At 34.2% G+C, this 18981-nt stretch carries 28 protein-coding genes, 1 tRNA gene and 2 pseudogenes; 27 read left to right on the forward strand and 4 right to left on the reverse strand.

Annotation, left to right across the window (positions count from 1 at the left end; translation table 11 throughout):
- Nucleotides 1-110 precede the first annotated feature (110 nt).
- Together FLP15_RS05655 and FLP15_RS05660 are read right to left on the reverse strand one after the other, a co-directional pair.
- Nucleotides 111-1025, reverse strand: a complete 915-nt coding sequence (locus tag FLP15_RS05655) for an ImmA/IrrE family metallo-endopeptidase (RefSeq protein ID WP_142766319.1) — start codon at nucleotides 1023-1025, stop codon at nucleotides 111-113.
- Between the two features lie 9 nt (nucleotides 1026-1034).
- On the reverse strand, nucleotides 1035-1397 hold the full coding sequence (locus FLP15_RS05660) for a helix-turn-helix domain-containing protein (protein ID WP_142766320.1): 363 nt from the start codon (nucleotides 1395-1397) through the stop codon (nucleotides 1035-1037).
- Nucleotides 1398-2129: 732 nt separating this feature from the next.
- Between FLP15_RS05660 and FLP15_RS05665 the strand changes: the two genes are divergently transcribed.
- The 19 genes and pseudogenes from FLP15_RS05665 to FLP15_RS05745 all read left to right on the forward strand — a co-directional run bounded on the left by FLP15_RS05665 (nucleotide 2130) and on the right by FLP15_RS05745 (nucleotide 12470).
- Nucleotides 2130-2200, forward strand: a tRNA-Trp gene (locus FLP15_RS05665).
- Nucleotides 2201-2281: 81 nt separating this feature from the next.
- Entirely contained in the window at nucleotides 2282-3292 is a 1011-nt protein-coding gene (locus FLP15_RS05670; RefSeq protein WP_142766321.1) for a hypothetical protein, read from the forward strand.
- A 49-nt stretch (nucleotides 3293-3341) separates the two neighbouring features.
- Nucleotides 3342-3671: a helix-turn-helix transcriptional regulator gene (locus FLP15_RS05675; RefSeq protein ID WP_142766322.1), complete on the forward strand. Its 330-nt coding sequence runs from the start codon at nucleotides 3342-3344 to the stop codon at nucleotides 3669-3671.
- Entirely contained in the window at nucleotides 3595-4224 is a 630-nt protein-coding gene (locus tag FLP15_RS13035) for a hypothetical protein (protein ID WP_223804738.1), read from the forward strand. Before FLP15_RS05675 ends, FLP15_RS13035 begins: the two co-directional genes overlap by 77 nt.
- Nucleotides 4221-4475 (forward strand): hypothetical protein, encoded by a 255-nt coding sequence (locus FLP15_RS05685; RefSeq protein ID WP_142766323.1) that lies wholly within the window; start codon nucleotides 4221-4223, stop codon nucleotides 4473-4475. Before FLP15_RS13035 ends, FLP15_RS05685 begins: the two co-directional genes overlap by 4 nt.
- Before the next feature lie 166 nt (nucleotides 4476-4641).
- Nucleotides 4642-4908, forward strand: a complete 267-nt coding sequence (locus tag FLP15_RS05690) for a hypothetical protein (RefSeq protein WP_142766324.1) — start codon at nucleotides 4642-4644, stop codon at nucleotides 4906-4908.
- Nucleotides 4901-5170 (forward strand): hypothetical protein, encoded by a 270-nt coding sequence (locus FLP15_RS05695; RefSeq protein WP_120772699.1) that lies wholly within the window; start codon nucleotides 4901-4903, stop codon nucleotides 5168-5170. The genes FLP15_RS05690 and FLP15_RS05695 overlap by 8 nt, the downstream gene beginning before the upstream one ends.
- Before the next feature lie 440 nt (nucleotides 5171-5610).
- A complete protein-coding gene (locus FLP15_RS05700; protein ID WP_142766325.1) occupies nucleotides 5611-5949 on the forward strand; it encodes a hypothetical protein in 339 nt (112 codons plus the stop codon).
- Between the two features lie 2 nt (nucleotides 5950-5951).
- On the forward strand, nucleotides 5952-6446 hold the full coding sequence (locus FLP15_RS05705; RefSeq protein WP_142766326.1) for a DUF961 domain-containing protein: 495 nt from the start codon (nucleotides 5952-5954) through the stop codon (nucleotides 6444-6446).
- Nucleotides 6447-6456: 10 nt separating this feature from the next.
- A complete protein-coding gene (locus tag FLP15_RS05710) occupies nucleotides 6457-8067 on the forward strand; it encodes an FtsK/SpoIIIE domain-containing protein (RefSeq protein ID WP_142766327.1) in 1611 nt (536 codons plus the stop codon).
- 372 nt (nucleotides 8068-8439) lie between these two features.
- Nucleotides 8440-9801: a replication initiation factor domain-containing protein gene (locus FLP15_RS05715; RefSeq protein WP_142766328.1), complete on the forward strand. Its 1362-nt coding sequence runs from the start codon at nucleotides 8440-8442 to the stop codon at nucleotides 9799-9801.
- Nucleotides 9791-10057 (forward strand): hypothetical protein, encoded by a 267-nt coding sequence (locus FLP15_RS05720; protein ID WP_223804739.1) that lies wholly within the window; start codon nucleotides 9791-9793, stop codon nucleotides 10055-10057. Before FLP15_RS05715 ends, FLP15_RS05720 begins: the two co-directional genes overlap by 11 nt.
- A 29-nt stretch (nucleotides 10058-10086) precedes the next feature.
- Nucleotides 10087-10347, forward strand: a complete 261-nt coding sequence (locus FLP15_RS05725; RefSeq protein ID WP_142766329.1) for a hypothetical protein — start codon at nucleotides 10087-10089, stop codon at nucleotides 10345-10347.
- Between the two features lie 183 nt (nucleotides 10348-10530).
- Nucleotides 10531-10665: a hypothetical protein gene (locus FLP15_RS13575; RefSeq protein ID WP_280954093.1), complete on the forward strand. Its 135-nt coding sequence runs from the start codon at nucleotides 10531-10533 to the stop codon at nucleotides 10663-10665.
- Nucleotides 10666-10675: 10 nt separating this feature from the next.
- A pseudogene (locus FLP15_RS13700) lies at nucleotides 10676-10876 on the forward strand (helix-turn-helix domain-containing protein); the annotation flags it as partial.
- Between the two features lie 117 nt (nucleotides 10877-10993).
- Nucleotides 10994-11263: pseudogene (locus tag FLP15_RS13705) on the forward strand (helix-turn-helix domain-containing protein); the annotation flags it as partial.
- The gene (locus tag FLP15_RS05735) at nucleotides 11260-11721 is read left to right on the forward strand and encodes a hypothetical protein (RefSeq protein ID WP_142766331.1); all 462 of its coding nucleotides are present in this window, start codon (nucleotides 11260-11262) and stop codon (nucleotides 11719-11721) included. The pseudogene FLP15_RS13705 and the gene FLP15_RS05735, both read left to right, overlap by 4 nt.
- Nucleotides 11718-12125, forward strand: coding sequence for a DUF3850 domain-containing protein (locus tag FLP15_RS05740; protein ID WP_142766332.1), 408 nt, complete (start codon nucleotides 11718-11720; stop codon nucleotides 12123-12125). Before FLP15_RS05735 ends, FLP15_RS05740 begins: the two co-directional genes overlap by 4 nt.
- An 81-nt stretch (nucleotides 12126-12206) precedes the next feature.
- Nucleotides 12207-12470, forward strand: coding sequence for a hypothetical protein (locus FLP15_RS05745; RefSeq protein WP_142766333.1), 264 nt, complete (start codon nucleotides 12207-12209; stop codon nucleotides 12468-12470).
- On the opposite strand, the gene FLP15_RS05750 is transcribed toward FLP15_RS05745, so the two are convergent.
- Complete coding sequence (locus FLP15_RS05750) at nucleotides 12460-12870, reverse strand: hypothetical protein (RefSeq protein ID WP_142766334.1); 411 nt, start codon at nucleotides 12868-12870, stop codon at nucleotides 12460-12462. The two genes, FLP15_RS05745 and FLP15_RS05750, sit on opposite strands and share 11 nt — an antisense overlap.
- 149 nt (nucleotides 12871-13019) lie before the next feature.
- Here FLP15_RS05750 and FLP15_RS05755 point away from each other — a divergent pair, with 149 nt between their 5' ends.
- The 8 genes from FLP15_RS05755 (at nucleotide 13020) to FLP15_RS05785 (ending at nucleotide 17914) form a co-directional block, all read left to right on the forward strand.
- The gene (locus FLP15_RS05755) at nucleotides 13020-15440 is read left to right on the forward strand and encodes an LPXTG cell wall anchor domain-containing protein (RefSeq protein ID WP_142766335.1); all 2421 of its coding nucleotides are present in this window, start codon (nucleotides 13020-13022) and stop codon (nucleotides 15438-15440) included.
- Nucleotides 15441-15500: 60 nt separating this feature from the next.
- Complete coding sequence (locus FLP15_RS05760) at nucleotides 15501-15728, forward strand: class I SAM-dependent methyltransferase (RefSeq protein WP_120772684.1); 228 nt, start codon at nucleotides 15501-15503, stop codon at nucleotides 15726-15728.
- Nucleotides 15729-15733: 5 nt separating this feature from the next.
- On the forward strand, nucleotides 15734-16096 hold the full coding sequence (locus tag FLP15_RS05765; RefSeq protein WP_120772683.1) for a hypothetical protein: 363 nt from the start codon (nucleotides 15734-15736) through the stop codon (nucleotides 16094-16096).
- A gap of 13 nt (nucleotides 16097-16109) precedes the next feature.
- Entirely contained in the window at nucleotides 16110-16238 is a 129-nt protein-coding gene (locus tag FLP15_RS13580; protein ID WP_276116917.1) for a hypothetical protein, read from the forward strand.
- Nucleotides 16235-16450 carry a hypothetical protein gene (locus FLP15_RS05770; RefSeq protein WP_142766336.1) on the forward strand — a complete coding sequence of 72 codons (216 nt, stop codon included), beginning with the start codon at nucleotides 16235-16237 and terminating at the stop codon, nucleotides 16448-16450. The genes FLP15_RS13580 and FLP15_RS05770 overlap by 4 nt, the downstream gene beginning before the upstream one ends.
- Before the next feature lie 59 nt (nucleotides 16451-16509).
- Nucleotides 16510-17124 (forward strand): Spx/MgsR family RNA polymerase-binding regulatory protein, encoded by a 615-nt coding sequence (locus FLP15_RS05775; protein ID WP_142766337.1) that lies wholly within the window; start codon nucleotides 16510-16512, stop codon nucleotides 17122-17124.
- Between the two features lie 90 nt (nucleotides 17125-17214).
- Nucleotides 17215-17724: a hypothetical protein gene (locus FLP15_RS05780; RefSeq protein WP_142766338.1), complete on the forward strand. Its 510-nt coding sequence runs from the start codon at nucleotides 17215-17217 to the stop codon at nucleotides 17722-17724.
- 10 nt (nucleotides 17725-17734) lie between these two features.
- A complete protein-coding gene (locus tag FLP15_RS05785) occupies nucleotides 17735-17914 on the forward strand; it encodes a hypothetical protein (RefSeq protein WP_142766339.1) in 180 nt (59 codons plus the stop codon).
- Between the two features lie 141 nt (nucleotides 17915-18055).
- On the opposite strand, the gene FLP15_RS05790 is transcribed toward FLP15_RS05785, so the two are convergent.
- Nucleotides 18056-18958, reverse strand: coding sequence for a hypothetical protein (locus tag FLP15_RS05790; RefSeq protein ID WP_142766340.1), 903 nt, complete (start codon nucleotides 18956-18958; stop codon nucleotides 18056-18058).
- Between the last annotated feature and the right edge of the window lie 23 nt (nucleotides 18959-18981).

The raw sequence follows: 18981 nt of genomic DNA on the forward strand, positions 1-18981 counted from the left end.
TTATGAAAAAGTTAAAAAGAATTAAATAGATTAGTTAAATTAAACTAAAAAATAAAAGACTTATGAAAATACAAATTTCATAGGTCTTTTTATTTTGTTCAAAAATTGCATTAAATATTGCTTTGTTGTTTCTTTAAATATTCATTCATCACTAATTGCAATAAAGTATAATTTTTATAATGATACGCATAATCTTGTTCAAAGAGTAATTCCTCAATGGATAGTTTTTGTAAAAAAATAATACATTCTTGCTGATTTTCGATCACACCTCGACTTGTTTTGACAGGTAAAAACTTGGTAGTAGGTTTAAAATTCTTTTTGTCAATTAAGCTCTTGATTTGTCTTGCCGATTTATAATTGCCGTTTATAAACTCTGAAACTAAATCTAATGCTTCTTTGTAACTTAGCCCGATGATGTGATAGAAATAATTCAATAACCTATTACGTAGTGCGGTTTTACTTATATTAATTGATGTGCAAATGTTGTTAAATGAATAGTTTCGAGTTAAGAACGTTTCTAATTTAAGAGTAGGGCAAAATAAAATTGAAGCGATAATATTGGCTTCATCTTCAAAAGGCATCAATTCGGCAGGATAAACACCTGAAAATTTAGATGCGAATATCTTTTTGTTTGCTTCAATCCCATGAAAGTATAAATGAGAAAGTTCGTGTAGAATGGTAAAAATAATTCGTGATTTTGGTTTGGTTTGATTTATCATAATAACATTTTTACCATTTTGTGGGATAGTAACACCAGACATTTCTCTAACAATATAATCATCAAGGAAAGAAAACTTATAGTTTTTTACAATATCGTTGTATTTTATTGGAGCGTGGGGGTCTGTTTCAAAAAATGTAAAAAGAATATTGTAGTTTGCTTCAAAATAAGCAATGACATCTAAAGGAGCTACTTTTGAAACAGGTTTATTTAGATATTTTGCGATTTCTTCAAGAAGTTCATTAGCTTTGTTAAGGCATTGGCTATAAATGGTGGAACTAACAACCCGATATTCAAAATTATTCATAAAAAATTATCATTTTTTCCAGTTAGATTCATCATTTAATAAGTCTTTAGCGACTTTCATCATATTTTTAAGTGCTTTATTAAATTGAATTTGTTCTTCTTTTGTCATATCTTTTCGTTCCATGCGAAAAGCAGCAACGAGGTCGTTTTCTTCTTCGGTTAGTTCTTCATTATTTTTAGATTCTTTACGTCCTAAGAGGTAATCGGTACTAACGTTAAAATATTCCGCAATTTCATTTAAACGTCCGATTGAAGGCTTTCTGTTTCTAAGACCTGCTAATGTATTTCTAGGGTATCCAAGTTCTCTGTCAATTTCATTCATTGATTTACCAGATTTACTTACAAGTTTTTCTATGCGTTCAAAATCAATCATTGTCCTCTTCCTTATTCTATATAATTTTTAGGTGTTAAAAAATAATTTAAAAAAAGAATTTTTATAGTTGACAAACGTATCTAAATAAGATACAATAATAATGTATTCAAATAAGATACAAAAAATAAGCGGAAGCACGCTTTGGCAACTCCCACTGAAATGTTAAATTAATAACGTAGAACACTATCATTTTAACATTTCTAAAGGAGAAAAGTCAATGACTGCTAAATCTTATTTAAAAACTGAAAAACCTGTGGCGAGCCGTCGCCCTAATTAAGCGGTACTGACAATCTTCTAGCATGACCGAGGAAGCCACTCAAAAACCTGGAGAGGGTTGAATTATCAGAAAGCAAATGTAACATGAACCCATTTGTGATAATTCTGAATGAGACAGGACGATTGCCTCTCGAAGTAGAACTGACAGCATAACATGAAATTCAATCTTGAAAATTCAGAATTTCTGAGCTGTTCCACTAGATAGAGCCAGCAACGCCTTTCGTTCATTAACTTTGAAAGGACGTTGGAGAAAGTTGAAGATACTTTCTCATTTGTAAAGTTTTTTGTGTCCAAAATTTAGAGAATTGATAAAGGTCAATTCTTTTTTTAATTTAAAATGAGAATAAAATAAAAACCAATCAAAATCTTGTCTAGGGATAAAGATAACACTTATGAAAAGAGAGATACTTTCTAAAGTGCCTTTATTTTTAGCAAAATGGCGATAGGTTTTTTTATAGGAAATTAGTTAAATGGAATAACAACAGTCTCCAAAACTGTAATCAGTGGTTCGATTCCACTATTTCCTGTTAAAAAAATAAAACTATCGTTTGTTTATGTTATAATTAAGATGAATCTAACGGTAACACAACTAACAAGGAGTAATCAAAATGCAATTCAACCCGTTAAATTGGAATAAAAACCAAAAAATCATTGGGAGTGTCGCCCTCGCCCTTATCCTTGCAGGGGGAACAGGACTTTCAGTAAGTGCTTATCAACATGGTGAAAAGGTAAAGGCTGAACAAGTCAAAGTAGAAACTCAAAAAGCTGAAGCTTTAAAAAATGAAAAAGCAAAAAAAGCTGAACAATTGGCTCAATCAGAAGCAAAAAAAGCATTAGAAACGACAGAAAAAACACCGAATGAAGCGAACCTTAAACTTTCAGAAACAGCGATATCAAAAGTGAAAGATAAAGGAGTAAAGGCAACTTTTACAAGTCAGCTTGAAGGAATTAAGACACGCCTTAAATTAGAAGCATCCGCAAAAACAGCAGTTGAAGCCTATAAAAAAGATGCGACAAACGAAAGTAAGTATAAAACAGCTGAACAAGCACTTGCTAAACTTGTGAGTTCTTATTCTAAAGCGTTGAAAGAAGATTTAACAAAACAGTTAAAAGCTTCTAAGGAACAAGCAGAACAATCAAAACAAGCTAATGAAGCGAAAAAGCAATCAGAGCAAGAAAAACAATCTACTTTGTCTGATACAAATACCGCTCAAACAGGCACGGCAAGTGCGGGAAACAGCGGTAGTACAAGTTCTAATAATTATAGTTCTTCAACGAATAATAGCACAAACACAAATCAAGGTAATTCAAGCTCACAAAATTCAAATAATAATGGGTCAAGTAACAATTCCAATGGCAATAATACAGGTGGTAATGGTTCTTCTAATGGCAATAACAATGGTGGTGGACAAACCACACAACCCTCACAACCAGCACCAGTATATAAGTATGTAGGCTGGGTTTCAGTTGATGGAGTGCGTAGATATTCTCAAACGTTTAACACCTTAAGGGAAGCAGAAGCTTATGCAGATTCTGTGAAAGATTCACAAGAGGTTGTTGATTTACTTCTTGCAGGTCATAGTATTAGATACGGTGTTGAACCCGTTCAAGTCAATTAATCACTCAAACAGTCTTTCAAAGGCTGTTTTTTTTAATGGAGTAAATAAAATGGTAACTATTGCAGAGCGACTTTCAGATTTAAGACATATGAATAATTTAACTCAAAATCAAGTATGTGATGCTTTGGGTTTGACTGAAAGAACGTATATCAGATATGAAAGAGGGCAGACAAAGCCTGATACAGAATTATTGATTCGCTTTTCTGAGTTTTATAACAAAAACTTATTTTGGATTCTAGGGCTTACTGAGCAAATGGAAATATTCAATTTTGTGATGGACGTTTTGGAGCAAAATGCAAAATATGGCGATTCAAATGGTTTACGTTCAAGAGCTTGTTTGGAATATATGGAGCAATGCTTTGTGGCGAGAGGAATATAGGATGACTAATATATTTGAAGAAATTAAACGACCAGACAATGGTCCTATTACTGAACTCAATAATAATATGCAGGCTGTTTTGAACCAGTACCGCAAAATGCGAAACTATGCTACCAAGCTTGAAGAACAAAATAGTGAGTTGAAGTCTGAAATAACAAAATTGGCAATAGAACTATGTGGTTTGGATGAAGAAGCCCTGCCAATAGTTCCGCAGTTTATGGCGGATTATATTGAGAAATGCAAAGCTGGAAATGAATGGTATGGTTATGCATTCGCTTTAGAGTCAGACGATTTTCTAAGTCCTGATGATTCTGAGCTTGAAAAAGTCAAGAAAGAACGTGATGAATTAATTCATACATTAATTTATATAAGTGCTGCCGCAAACATTAATCAAAATATTGTTGAAGGAAATATTGCCGATAGTAAACTTGCTGAGTTAGCTAAAACTCAAAAAAATGCAGCTGATTATATCGAAAAAGTGACTGGAAGAAATATTGAAGATGTGCTGGCTGAAAATGAAGCACTTGCAGCGATTGAAGAGGGAAAGAAATGATAAAAGCTAAGAACAAAGAGACGACGATGTATGTGATTGAGAGTACAACAAAGTTTTTAGAGGGATATTATACAGGAAAATCATTTATGGTTCAGAGAAGTAGATATGCGGTCTTTTCTAGAGTTAAAAGTATGGCTAAAACTTATTCTAGTAGAAAACGTGCTGAAAATGCCTTAGAAAGCCTAATAAATTGGGCAGAAAATATTTATGGGAATGATTTAATTTGTGTTGTTGAATTAAAAAAATCTTGACCTGAACAAGTCATAAAAAGGTTTATTTACTCCTAATGATTGCTTTCTCACCAATTGAGAGAGCAATTTTTTATTGAGCGGAAAAAGGATTCTCGGTTGAATAAAGTGAGTTCGATTCTCACTTTCCGCATAAGTGCGTACAAAATTAAGTGAAAGGAAAAAAGAAATGAAATTATCCTCACAATGCTTTCAAGCAGAAAAAGAGTGTAGGGAAATTTACGTCCGTTTTGAAACAAGTCGTTGTCTAGATTGGGATAAGTCACAAGCATTACGTGAAGCTTATGATAAAGCCATATTAAGCCTTAAACATCTAAAAGAGCTTTATCCTAACCTTTATAAGATTTATAAAACATATGAAATAAAAATCACTGGTTCATACAATAACGCAGTGATTTTTTTATGGAATGAAAGGAAAAACAAAAATTATGCCTAAAATCAAAACACAAGTAGAAGCTCTGAATTTAATATTAGATATTTCATGTGGAAAGTCAATTCCTTTACGGGTAGATATTGCGCTTTCAGAAGAAGAACTTGAAAAAAAGATTCCTGACCTTGATGATTTTGAGCGTTCAATTCAAGAAGCTATTAAAAAGCAGTATTTGTTAGAACGACTCGCTAAGGAAAGAGAAGACTGTCACCGATTGGTTGAAGAAGCCTTTGAACGTGGAAAAGAAAAGATTTTAGCGGGTGAGTAACAATGGGTAAAATTGCTAAGGAAGAAAGAGAATATCTAGCTCGTTCTGTGAAAAATTTATCGCAATGTCAGCGTAATTTGGAAGAACTCTAATTAAGAATTCAAGATGATAATGAAATTTCTGAAAGTTTTAAAAATAATGTTTCTACAGGACTTCTAATAGTTCATCTTGTCCAAGTGACTATTCTTGATGAATATGCGGTTGATTTTCCAAAATTATCAGCATTTCTAAAAGATAATATAAAAGACTTATAAATTAAAGAAATTGACCGCAAAGTCAATAAACTATAACTCTAAAAAAGAGAGGAAATATGCTAGAAAAAGTGAAAGATATACCACCTAAAATACTGTTAGTTAACGGTAATCAAAAACAATGGCTTCGAAATCATCCTGATTTTGGAGTTTTTATTGAACAAAAAATGAAAAAATAGGAGAAAAAAGATGTCCCAATTAACAGAAATCAAAACGCCGACTAGAGATTTTACAGATGATGGTCGGATTTTCGTATCACCAAATTATGTGACGATTCCACGTACAAAAACAGTTCCAGAGCATTATGTTTTTGTTGCAATGGGGTCAGGTCAAAAGAACTTTCGTGTTGTTACCTTTGATACAAGTGTTCCCTCGCAAGATGTGCTTGCAAAATCAGCGGTAGGGGGTCGAATTGAATTAGAGGTTAGTGAGCTTGTACTGATTGACTTTAATTTTATTGAAAATGGCGTATCAAAAAATCAAGTTGCTGTAAAAGTTGAAGCGTTTAAAATCAAAGGAGGTAAATAATTATGGCAAAATATGGTGTTGAAGAATTTAAAGACGGTCAACCAATTAAATATCCGATTAATGCAGAGGCAACATATGGTATTTTAACTTTTAATGGTTCGGAAATCAATGAGAAATTTGTCTATGTTGATGATGAAGGTGAGATTCATGAGCGCCAAAATGAGCGAGAAACATGGCTTGCTCAAAACACAGGGGAAATTACAGGTAAGTTTATTCTTGCTTATTCGTCAGAAAAGGCTGATGTTATGGATATTAAAGTACCGCTTGATTTTGACTTGGAACGCTTGACTTTCGGTCAAAAGCTTAAATTGGTTGGTGCGAGTGCAACGGTTCAAAATGCACAGAAAGAGGAGAAAGTTACTACTCGAAATGGAGAACAAATCCGATTAGTTCCGTGTAAAGTCTTTCCTGTTCAAGTGGAAAATGTGGAAGTGATAACAGATAAACCACAGTCACAAAATCCAACAAAAACAGAACAAACTCCGAAAAATAATTAAGGGGAAGTAAATGAATAAAATATTTGCGAAAGGGCACCGTTTGCGTAATAGGGATAGGTTTATTCCTTACTGGCTGGCTTCTATTGTCGGTGTTCCTTTTTTGCTTGTGTTTGTAGGGCTGTGTTATGGTTTATATTTTACTTTAATGGGGCAATGGGTAGTGATGGGAGGAATTGCTACCGTTGTTCTTTTGATTTTTGTTTTTATTGTTTACAAACTCTATGTTAAAGCATTAGTAAAAATTCCTTTTTTCTTGCACCGTTATAGAGAATTTCTTTTGTGGCGTTTTATGTTTCAAAACGCTTTTTATTTTACTAAACAGGTTAAAAGTTCTAATGGAACAAGGACAAAAACCAAATTTCCCAAAGTCTATTTAAAACAGGAAAAATATGCTTTGTCAGTATCCTTCCAACTAGAAGGTATTAAGTTTCAAGACCGTTTTTTAAAAATCGGTGGAGAGTTAGAAACCATGTTTTCGGCGGATATGATGGGAAATACAGACGAAAAAGCCTTTATTACATATCATTATGCGATTGATTCAATCAGAAGTCGAATTTCAGCTAAAGAGGTTCAGGCAACGATTGAGCAAGGAGTAAAGCTTTCAGAAACAGATGTTTGGGATTTTGTGCATGATCCTCATTTATTGGTTGCTGGTGGAATTGGTGGCGGTAAAACGGTATTTCTACGTTCGCTTTTAGTCGGTTTACTTCGCTTAGGTCGTGTAGAAATTTTAGACCCTAAACAAGCAGATTTTGTTTCTTTAGAAAAACTTCCAGTTTTAAAAGGTCGGGTAACTTGGGAAACGGAGGAGATGGGGCAACGTTTGATTGATATTAATTCAAAAATGGATAAACGTTATGAGTTAATGCGTCAACGTTCAGAAGAACGAGGAGAGGAAGAACTGGGCGCTTTTTATAAATATGATTGTGACCCTGTTTTTGTTTTGATTGATGAATTTCCTTCTTTAGTTTCTGCTTTGGAAGATTTACCAATGAATTCAAGTGTCAATTATATGATGGTAATGAGTGCATTAAAACAAATCATATTAAAGGGGCGTCAAGCAGGTTTTTATGTGATTATCAGTACTCAAAATGTAAAAGCAGATGATTTACCTTCTACATTTAAAGATAATCTGATGTTGCGTATTACTTTAGGGCGTGTTTCGTCCTTTACGTACGATACTTTGTTTGGTGAAGAAAATAGAAATAAACAGTTTAAATATATCGAAAAAATAGGGGCAGAGCGTATTTTTGGAAGAGGATATTATGGTGTTTTTGGTCGTCCAGCGAAAGAATTTTATGCTCCACTACTTCCTGATTCAAAAGACTTTAATTTTTATAATGATTTTAAGGCTTTAGAACGAAAAGAGGAAGAAGAAGGACAGCAGAAAGTTTCGGTGGAAAAACGCTATAAACAATCTGAACTCTTAGCGCTTCTTTCGGTTCCTCGCAGTACGATTAAAAAAATAGAAGAATTATTAAAAGATAATCAGTATCAATTGACAGGGAACGGCTATTCTAAACAAGAGCTAGAACTATTTAGAAAAATTTTAAGTCAACGTGATGAAACAGGACAGACCTTGCGAGATGTCGTAAGTGAAATTGTTTCAACAGTAGTATAAAAAAGTAGCGCTCCTGTTGGCTTCATTCCGAGTAATGACAAGCGCAATAGTGAGGGAAAAAGTATCCTTTACTTGTCTAAACGCCGATGTAATGAGCGTAGTGAGCGAAGCGAAACGGAGCGAGTTCAAGGTGGAGAGGCTAGGAAAGGTCTTTTTGCCTTGCGTTAAATGGAGCGCAGGAGTTCGAGGAAATGAAGGTGTACAGGAGATGTGCGGACAGGCTTTGCCTGTTCCGCACACAGCACCCTGTACCTCGTCGAGTAACACGAGGTACAGGTAGTACACAATGCTCACAAACCGTATGACTAAGCGCTTAAAACTGTGAACTCCTAAGTTTTAATAAAAAATTTAAAAAAATAAGAGGATTTATAAATGGATTTGCTTAAAGTTCGTAAATCATTTGGACTTTCACAAAATGATATTGTAAAAATAACAGGATTGTCAAAGTCAATGGTTTCAATGATTGATAAAGGTGAAAGAAAGTTAAGTGAAGAAAAAACAGAGCTTTTAAAAAGTTATCTCTATCAAAAACCAAAAGCTGATGTTACAGCTATGATTGATTATCTCGTCATTCGATTTAAAACATTGAATTATAAAAAAGTGATTAATGAACTTTTAAAAATTCCTGATTTTCGTTTTGAACAAGGTCAATATGGTGGTACAGGTTATCCTTTTCGTGTTGAATATGGTGAAATTAAAGTATTTTACCATAATACAGATATTGATATGGGAACACGCTTAGAGTTAAAAGGGAGCGCTTGTCGCCTGTTTGAACACTTTTTAGAAGAACAAAACCGAACTTGGCAAGATTTCTTGTCCGAGGTTATTGATTTTTCTTATTCAATGACGAAGGTAAACGGTGAGTTAAGTGAAAATGACGCACAAAATTTTTTAAAATTTAATCGAATAGACCTTGCCTTAGATGAACGATTCAACGAAAGAGGAAATTACAATCTCATGCACCTTTGGGAAAAGGTAAGAAACGAGCAAATTGAGATGAAGCTTAAAGGCTTTCGCCCAGAGGAAAATTTTAAAATAAGTGAAGGTATGCTTAAATCATTAGGCATTTCTTTATATTTTGGAGCGATTCAAAGTTCGATTCGGCTTAATTTTTATGAGAAAGACCGTGAACAAGCGTTTAGACGAAATATCCCTGTTGAGGACATTCAAGAGATTTTTGGTTATAAAAACAGATATGAGATTCGCTTGAAAGATGATAAAGCAAGACAGGTGATAGAGGATTTCGTGAGGTCTATCCCTCTGTATGATTTAGGGGTCGGTATCATTATGGACTATTTACAGGTTTTTGATGAAACAGGGCGTCCTGATAGAGCTTGGTATGATGTTTTTGGAAGGAATAAAAGTTATCGTTTTTTCACTCAACCCACAGAGGAGAGCCTTGAAAAACGCCGCTCTTGGTTTGACCGCCAATTGAAGCGTTCATTATATATTGAAGCAAGAATTGCTCGTGAAACAGGACGTTCATATGTTGGAGAATTAGTTTCAGAATATCAACCTGATGAAGAAGATGAAAAAATAATTCAGCGTGATGTTGAACGGATAAAAAATCGTGATTTTGAACATGAAGCAAGAAGTACATCAGAAGGACAAGCCCTTTTGCGCGCCTTAGGAAAAGATGACGGTCAATTTGTGAGTGAGACTTATAAGCGGATTGGCAAAAAGAGCGAAGCAGGGCGAAAATTCTTAGAAGCCATAGGAGAAAATGATGAGTAAAGCACAGAGAGATTATGCCGATCAATTACGGCAATATATGAACAGTCGGCTTAATCTTCCTGAAGCTCAAAGTTTAAGAATGAAAATAGACGCTCTATCCACGTATCATTATTTACCTGAGAGTGAAATTTATAGAGAATATATCAAAAAAGCAAGACATTATCCTGTCGCACAACGTTTAAAATGGATAAAACAATATGTGAAAGAATACGACTTATTACTTCATCAAGGCTTTTCACCAAAGGTAGAGGAATAGTAAAAAAGTGAAAAAATCGAGGTAAAACAATGGCATATAACAAAAAAGAAGCACAAACAAAAATTCAAACGCTCGGCAGTTTGATGGCAAACAAGAAATATGAGGAAGCTTGGACGTCCGCAGGTGATTTAAATGCTTATTTAAAAGTACATAAGAGTGAGATGTCAGGTTCAGATTATGAGTTAATTAATGGAACTCTGAAAAGTTTTTATGCAGTGAACAAACAAATTGAAACTGTCGGCAAACGTGCATTTGCGATGGGGAAAAAAGCCGAAGGAATTCAACTCTAACCACAATAATTAAGGGTGGGGGTGAAAAGCCTTGATGAAGTAATAATAAAGTAAGAGATAAGTTTTCCTGACAAGGAGGCAAAGAGGGGAGGTAAAGGTCTTATCGCTAGAAAAAAGAAAGTTCAGGAGAACAAGAAAATTATTGATGTCACTGATTATATTGGAGGTCAGGAAAGTTTAGGAATGTTGCAATTACAATTAGAGTTTTCGCAAATTGATACTGGGCGCCAAGCCAAGCTTGACCCCTATAATGAATTAAACAATGCAAGAGCTTATCAGAATATGTTGCATTTGAACACTAAATATAAAGGGAGATAAGGAGTATAAAATGTTTACATACATTCTTAAGAAGTTAAGAAATGAAAAAAATCTTACTCAAAAGCAAATAGCAGAAGACTTAGGAATTTCGCAACCAAATTATCAACAGTGGGAAAGTGGCAAGCGTTCACCAAGTGGGGAAACACTAGAAAGATTAGCAGATTATTTTCAAGTTAGTACCGACTATTTATTAGGCAGAACTAAAGAAAAAGAAATATTTAGAGGGAAACTGCCAAAGTTACAAATGGCAGAAGAAGCTGCTTTCATTGAACGTTTGAAACGATTACGAAAAGAAAGAAACTTAAGACAGGTTGACATTGCAGATAAATTAGGAATTAATCAAGTTGCTTACGGTAGAATCGAGCTTGGCATTGTGAAGCCCAAAGTAAAACATCTTAGAGTTTTAAGTGAATTTTACAATATTTCAATAGATGATTTACTAGGAAGGTCAATTTCAGAAAAGGATAATGAATTCCTCTCTCAAAAAGACATCTTCTTATCTCAACTGGAAGAAATAGAACAAATTTCTAATGAAATCATTCAAAAGCAACAGATTCTAGAAAATAAAATCCAAGCTTTAAAAAAGGAAATCTTATGAAAAAAACATTAATTAAAGAAGTAGACAAGTTTACTCCTGTTATTCTTGTTTTATTATTTTTTATGTTTGGATTTGTATTAAACGGGCGAATTGCTTCTAATAATTTAAAAGTTAAGCATAGGGCGCAAACTGAAAGCTTTGTAGCCAATAGAAAAATTTCTGTTAGTGTTGATTTTGAAGGTGCTCAATTTTTTCATGGTATGCCTTTAGAACCTTTAAGAGTTCCAAAAGATAGTGACATTGTTGATTCAGGAGATTATCTTATTACAACGGTTGTGACATTAGGAAATGGTTCAAAGGTATCGGGTTTTTGGCTGAAAGAAACTCATGTAAAGGTAGAACAACCAGTATATTTTAAAAACATAAATCTGAAAGAAATTAAAAATATTTCATTTTCTAAAAATAAAGGTACGATATATTCTCCTGAAATATTAGAGATAAGGAAGATAGCGGAATGACGAAAGTTTTAAAAAAGAAATTAGATCCTCAATTTTTTCCCAGTGTTGAAAGCGAAGAAAAGGACTTTGAGGTACGGTTAAATGATTGTGATTATCAAGTTGGGGATATTTTAGAGTTAAAAGCTTTTAAAGATAATCATTATTACTGTCGTGTTAATATCAATGATAAAGTTTCATGGGTAACTTGTCATGAGGGTTGGGCGGATATCATCAGAGTAAGAGTGGTAAGTGTGTTGAGTGGTGAAGCTTTTAATTATTATGAAGAATATTATGATACGATTGACGGCATTACTACCTCTGCTGTAATGGAAGTTTTACATGACTATTTCCATATAGAATTTTTGCCAAAGAATTATGTTGTACTAGGCATTAAACTTTTAGGACAGGGAAAGGATATAAAATGAGTATTGTCCGAAACGACAAAAAACTAGTCGCTTAATCTGTTAGTATTGACAGATTTTTAAATTTAGAAGATTGAGGTAAAAATGGAAGATTCACGATTGAAATATTTGAGTTTTTTAGAAGAAGACATTCAAGGAATTTATAGAAAAATTAATCTAATTTCTGTAAATGATGGACTTTTGAAAAATGGTGGGGGTGCAAAAATTTATGATGAAAATGAAGATTATAAGAAGCTCGTTGATGAATTAGAAAAAATGCAACAGGAAATAAGACCTATTGCACTTGATTTATTTAGACGAGTATTGGCTCTTAAAGCAGATTGGATTCAGAAAGGGATTATTGATTAAATTTATCTAATTCTTTGTTGAAATATCTAGTGTAAGGCTGATAAGGTTCATCAAAATAAAATTCAATCACTTTGAAAATTTGGGAGACTATTCTTGAAGAAAATCGATTGTTTTGCTCTAAATAGCGAGAAAGTTCACGTTGAATAGTATATAAAGTGTCATAAGTGAAATTTTGAATGGTATCGCAAATAAAATCTATTTGCTTGTCGCTTATATCAATATGTTTGCTGGCAATGAGCATTTTTTCTTTTGAATAGCGACTGGCATACCTTAGAGCATCAATAAGACCTGATTCATAATAAGATTCGGTAAGGCGCTCAGCTAGGACTTCGGATTGTTTTCTTAGAATATTTTCAGATGCTTTGAAAATGCTATCTAGTTGTTGTGCCGTAAAATTCATGTTGTTTTTTCCTATCTATTATTTTAGCTATATTATATCAAATCACAAGATGATTTGTTGTCCGAAACGACAAAAAACTAGTCGCTTAATCTGCCTTTATGACAGATTTTTTTATTTTGCAAAATTAAAAAATTAAAGGAGATTTACTCATGAGTAAATGGAAAAAATTGTTAAATGCCTTAACTTCTGAAAAGAAAGTTACAAATTGGAAAATGCGCAAGGTCAAAAAGGTGTTTGTGTATGGGGCAGCCGTGCTTGGAATGGTGGCTGGTGTAGGCGGTTTAGTCTATGTGAGCACAGCATTAGCGGCAAGTTTACCAACGGATACAACAGTACATTGGGATAATGACAAACCGCTCTATTATGAAATAGACCAAAATGGAGTAGAGCATCCCAAACCACTGTTAACAGTTGGGGGAGATGGTGTTACACCTGCGTGGTGTCTTGGTTTGGGGGTACCACTTCCTAATAATACAACACAGGCTCAGCTTGATTCCACTAATGCTATTTTGAACGCACTAAGTGATGAACAGATAGCAGTGATTAACAATGTTGATTATTTGGCGCAAAAAGATGGTTCACTTTTAGCGTATGCACAAGCTCAACACGCTACTTATTTGTTACTTGATGAAGCAGGGGTTTCAGAAAATCAAACAAAGGACTTGATTGTAAAAGATAATACGCTTTTACAAGATGCGGATGCTATCAAAAACGGTGCGAATACTTTAATCAACGAAGCGAAGAAAATGCGTGAATTACCTAGCTTTAATGGTACTACGATTCAATTGATTCAAGGAGTTGAAAAGACGGTAACCGATACTAAAGGAGTGTTGCCTAATTTTCCTAACTTTAAGAGTAATGCGGATGGACTAACGCAGAGTGTTTTAGGTAATGATGTTAAACTAAAAGCTGATATTACAAGCAAGCATGGGCTAATTTCAAATGCTTTGCAATTTTGGAATACAGGACTTCCTACGCAAGCTTTACCTTATTTTGTGTATTCTACGGATGGAGATAGTACAGGAAAACTTAGTCAATCAGTACTTGCAACAAAAGACCCTTCACAAGCACTTGCAAATCTTAGCGTGAACATCATCGGACTAGGCGAAACCACCCTGTTAAAACATGATGCAGACACAAACAGCACAGAAACCCAAGGCGAAGCACAATTAGTAGGCTCTGTGTGGGGGCTTTATAAGGCGGGCACAGATACGCTCGTGAACTATTCAGAAGGTCAAGATGGCTATCCTGTGACCGTCACATCAGGCGACAAGACAGACGACAAAACCATTCAGCTTAAAATGACTGACCTTACAAAAGGGGTAGGGGTTAAAAATCTTGACAATAGCAAAGATTACGAATGGGGCGAATTGGTTGCACCAGAGGGTTATGAACTATCCACAAAACGTTATCCTGTTACTTTCGATTCAAGCAGCTCATTTGATTCAGGCACAAGTAATTACATTGACAATGTCACCGCAACTGACCGTCCATTAGTTTTTAATTTCATGTTCACAAAAGCCCAAGATGTGAATGGTTCATATACAGGATTAAATGGTGCGGAATTTACAGCTACACCACAAGGCACAACTAAAGGTAACCCAATCAAGGTAAGCTCTGGCACAGGAACAGACACAAATGGTTATACAGTGAATGGATTAACGGTCTTTGATGGTAAAGCCAATAGTGCGGCTGGAAATCCTAATGAAGACGGTTTAGCAGGTGGCGATTATTTGGTTGAGGAAACCAAAGTACCAGATGGAACACAAGCCATCAATCCATTTACGATAACAACGGATAGTGTGAAAGATAAAGATGGTAATGTTACTGGCTATACGATTGTGTTTAAAGATACAGTTACCCATCAAGTCATTACTACTCTTGATGTTTCTGCGGATAAAGTGGTTGGCAATAATTTAATGTTTAAGGTCAATCTCGGAACTTTAGTAGATAAACCAGTAACCCCAGTAGTGCCAACGATTAAGACCAAAGCGCATACAGCTGATGGCGACCAAACCATTGAAAAGGCTGAAATTTCAAAAGAAACTCCTGTCTATGATAAAGTCATGATGACAAATGCTGAAAAAGGCGACCAAATGGTGGCTTCACTTCACCGTATCGTTACGGATAAAGATGGAAAGACAACCGATTCTAAAGTGATTCGGACATTGAATTTTACAATTGATGATGAAACAGTTATCTCACAAGAAAAACAAATTCAGTCAACCATTGATGCAACAAAAGACGGAGATGTTTCTGAAGGTTCAACGGTAACTTATGTTTGGACAGAAGAACTATTTGATGAAGGTACAAATCCTGACACGGACAAGCCCGAAGCAGTTCATGATGACCTCAAAGACCAAGACCAAACCTTGACGGTTGAAAAAGTCAAAGCGCCAACTCCAAAACCAGTTACACCACAGCCAGTAACAAAAGTCGCAAGCGTTCTGCCAACAACAGGAAGCTCCACAGGAGATATGCTTGCTTATGGTGGTATGGTTATTCTTTTGTCAACACTTGGCGGTACAATTTACTACATGAAAAATAAAAAGTCATCTAAAGAAGAATAGGTAAAAGCAGGCTTAAACCTGCTTTTTACTGTTGATTAAATTTGAAAGAAGGAATTAAAAATGAAAGTATTGATTGGTTTTACAATATATAACGCACAAGGATCACTTAAAAAAGTTTCAAACCTTATGGTTCAGTTCCCAGAAGAAGCAGAAAGCGAAGTTTTAGATAATTTCGAACATGAGGAGCTGAAAGGTTATTCTGATTCAGAAATTGAATTTGAAATTATTGATGCGGAAGAATGGGAAGCTAAAAATATTGAATATTATAATCAGTCGGAAAATTATTAAATGATATGAAAAATAAATTAAGTAAACTTTTAAAACACCGTCAAATCAAGGACGTTGTTCAAGATAAGCGAACCATCAATGAGTTAAATCAAGCTTTTATCTTGGACTTTACTTCTTCTTTTAAAGAAGAACTCGAAAAGCAAGGACTTACGGATATTGGGGTCAATGATTTGATTCACTCTATAAGGGCATATCGTTTGTCTAATCATTATCAGGGAGTGGGTGGTGTGCATTTCTGGAATTTTGTGGTTGATGTTGTTTTTGTTGATGGTTCATCATTATTGATTGAGAGCTATCAAAATAACTATGTGACTGTTTTAGAATATTTCCCTGAATTTGCAGAAATCAGCGCTCGAATGGAGCGTTAGAAAAGAGGATAAAATGTTTAAAAAGCACAGCGATTGGGTCGTTTATTCTACAACTAAGGATGATTCAGAAATCCAAATCCCAACCCAAACGGTAATGGCAACACAAGACCCTGTTCTTAAAGCTAGGAATGAAAGTAAATGAAAAGTATAACAAAAGAAGAAATTAAAAATCTTGTTAAAGATTATTTCATTACAATTTATGGTTCAAAACCTGTTCCATTCTTAAAAATGACAGAAGAAGAACAAGCGGTGATTTATGCCATGCGAGATTTAACCTCAAACGAGAATTATCGTTCTCAGAGTGTTGAGGTATTCAGAAATTTCTTCACGCTTTCCCTATTTAAGGTAGAATAAGTTTTTGTTAAGAGAATTATTATATAATATTAATCAAGAAAAAAGAGGGATTTGAGGGAATGTTAAAATTTGGGGAGCGACTAAAAAAGTTAAGGATTGAGAAAGGGCTAAGTCAGACTGCATTAGGAAGAGCGGTTGATAAAGGACATAGCACGGTTTCAATTTGGGAAATGGGGAGTTCTAAACCTAAGATGGAAGTAATCATTAGGCTTGCTAAGATTTTAGGCACTACAACAGACTATCTCTTAGGAGTTGAGGAAGAGCAAAGAGACATTCTTATTTTATACACGAGAAAGTCTTGTAGTTCGTCGTTGATGGCAAAAAGATGGTTAGAAAACAGAGGGATTCTATTTAAAGAGGTTGACCTCGTAAAACAACCACTGACTAAAACAGGGTTTATCCAAATGTTACAATCTTCTGATAGAGGAACAACACAGCTCATTGCGCAGAGAAGCCGAGCGTATCAAAAGTTAAAAAGAAGTATTAACTTTGATGAACTGACAATAAGTGAGCTTTCGGCACTTGTTCAAGAGTATCCCACTTTACTTAAAAGTCCTATCTTATACGATAGAAAACGGTTAGAGGTTGGCTTTAATGAGGTTGAGATTAGAGCCTTTGTACCACGACCACAACGTCAGGCAAAGCTTAAAGCGATTCAAATATCAATACCATAAACATCTAAGTTTAAATCTTAGGTGTTTTTTGTATAAGAAGAGTAAAGCAGGTCAAAAAACGCCTGCTTTTAGTTTTGGTTAGGAGTAGAAATGGTAGAAAAAACAATACTTGGAATAGGAGCTACAAACTGGTTTAGTGTATGCTTTCTAATTGACATTGCAATGGTTTTGATGTTGGGCTCACTCATTTCTCGTTCTGAGAATACGGAGAATAGGAAAGAAAAATATATTCTTTTTGTTATCGGTGCTTTGATTTTAATTGTTACCTTGGTGGGCTTTTTTTCTCCAACGACATTGACAAAAAAAGTAACAGTGACTGAAAACAAGTATCAGGTGGTAAACACCGAAGGAAGCTTATTAAGTAATCAGGATTTTAATGTTCTACTAAAAAATACAGATGGAACATTGATTAGAAAGTCAGTTGATTTTAGGACAGTGAAAATAAAAGAAGGGGAAAATTTTAGCTATTTTGAAAAAATTGAGCAAATCACTTATAAACCTTCCACCATTCTAGGTGCTTTTTTTAAAGAAATTCCAAGAGATGAAAATAATCGAACAGTGAGCTTGACAATTCCACAAGACATCTTAAAAAAACAGTAAAGGGGTTAAAATGTATGTTGTAAAAATGCGTGGGGGCTATCTTTGCGCTAATAAGGACGTGACAAGGCGTTTAAGATATGCCACAAAATTTAAGACGGAAGCGGATGCCGAAGAACTCGCTCAAAAATGGTTAAGAAACGATATTTCGTATGAAATTGTTCCTTTGGAAATGGAGCTAGAGCAAGCATGAAATTTAAAGAAAAATTGCAAAAAGTATGTCTAAGAACTCGTTCGGAAAAGTATAGCAAAAAACTAGACTTTATTTTAAATTTTACTCTTTATTCATTAGCGGTTGTATCAATTTTTATTGTAATTGTAACTGTTGGATTCGTTACAATATCATTTTTAATAGATACCAAAGCGCACTGATTATAAAAGGAAATATAATTAAACGAAATTTCTCTTTGTTTACTTTCGCTTGAAATTCTAAATCCTCATAGTATAACTCACCGATAGTGAAAATTCTAAAACAAGTTCCTATAACATAAGAGGAATAAAAAACCTGTGAAATCATGACAAAAATTGAGTATATTTTAAACAAAGGAGTTAGTGTCTTTAAGAGAGAAGCATCACTGTTTGTTGTAACGAGTGATATTATTGACAGTTTTTCTAGAGAGATACTGTTAAAAATGTAAAATAAATAACTGGTCGCAAGAAGCGACAATAAATAAATGGCAATATTTCTTTTACGATAAAGTACACTTTTATTTAAAATCATTTTGATAATAACAATAATTGAAAAAATAATTTGTGCAAATGCTGTACTGTTAAAAACTCTCTGCAAACTACTCATTAATATGAAGTATAAGTTATGAGTAAGAGAGGTAAATTTGGAGTTATTATTAAACCAGTCATTCAGAGTTACGTTGAACACAGGATTGACAACTTTCCATTGAGTAAACACGTAATAAAGAAATAAAGCTAGTATGATTATAGTAATATATCTCCATATTCTATGATTTCTTATCTCATAATTTTTTTGCTCCACTGGACTCAAACCATAAGAGGTTTTGAGGTTATAGTCGTGATATCCAGGAAATGACATTTGAATGTTTTGATTATAGGTTCCAATATTGGTGGTTTCTACAGAAACATTTGTATTGGACGTAGAAAGGTTATGGTGTTTGGGCGAAGTTTTAGATAATTTAAACTTAACAAACTTATAAATATCAATAGCAGGTGGGATGGCGGCAATTACTGTAGCTGTATTTACCAAAAAAGAGATTAAATCCATAAAATCCTCCAAAAGTAAGGGTT

It is taken from the genome of Lactococcus protaetiae (assembly GCF_006965445.1).
GTDB lineage: Bacteria > Bacillota > Bacilli > Lactobacillales > Streptococcaceae > Lactococcus > Lactococcus protaetiae.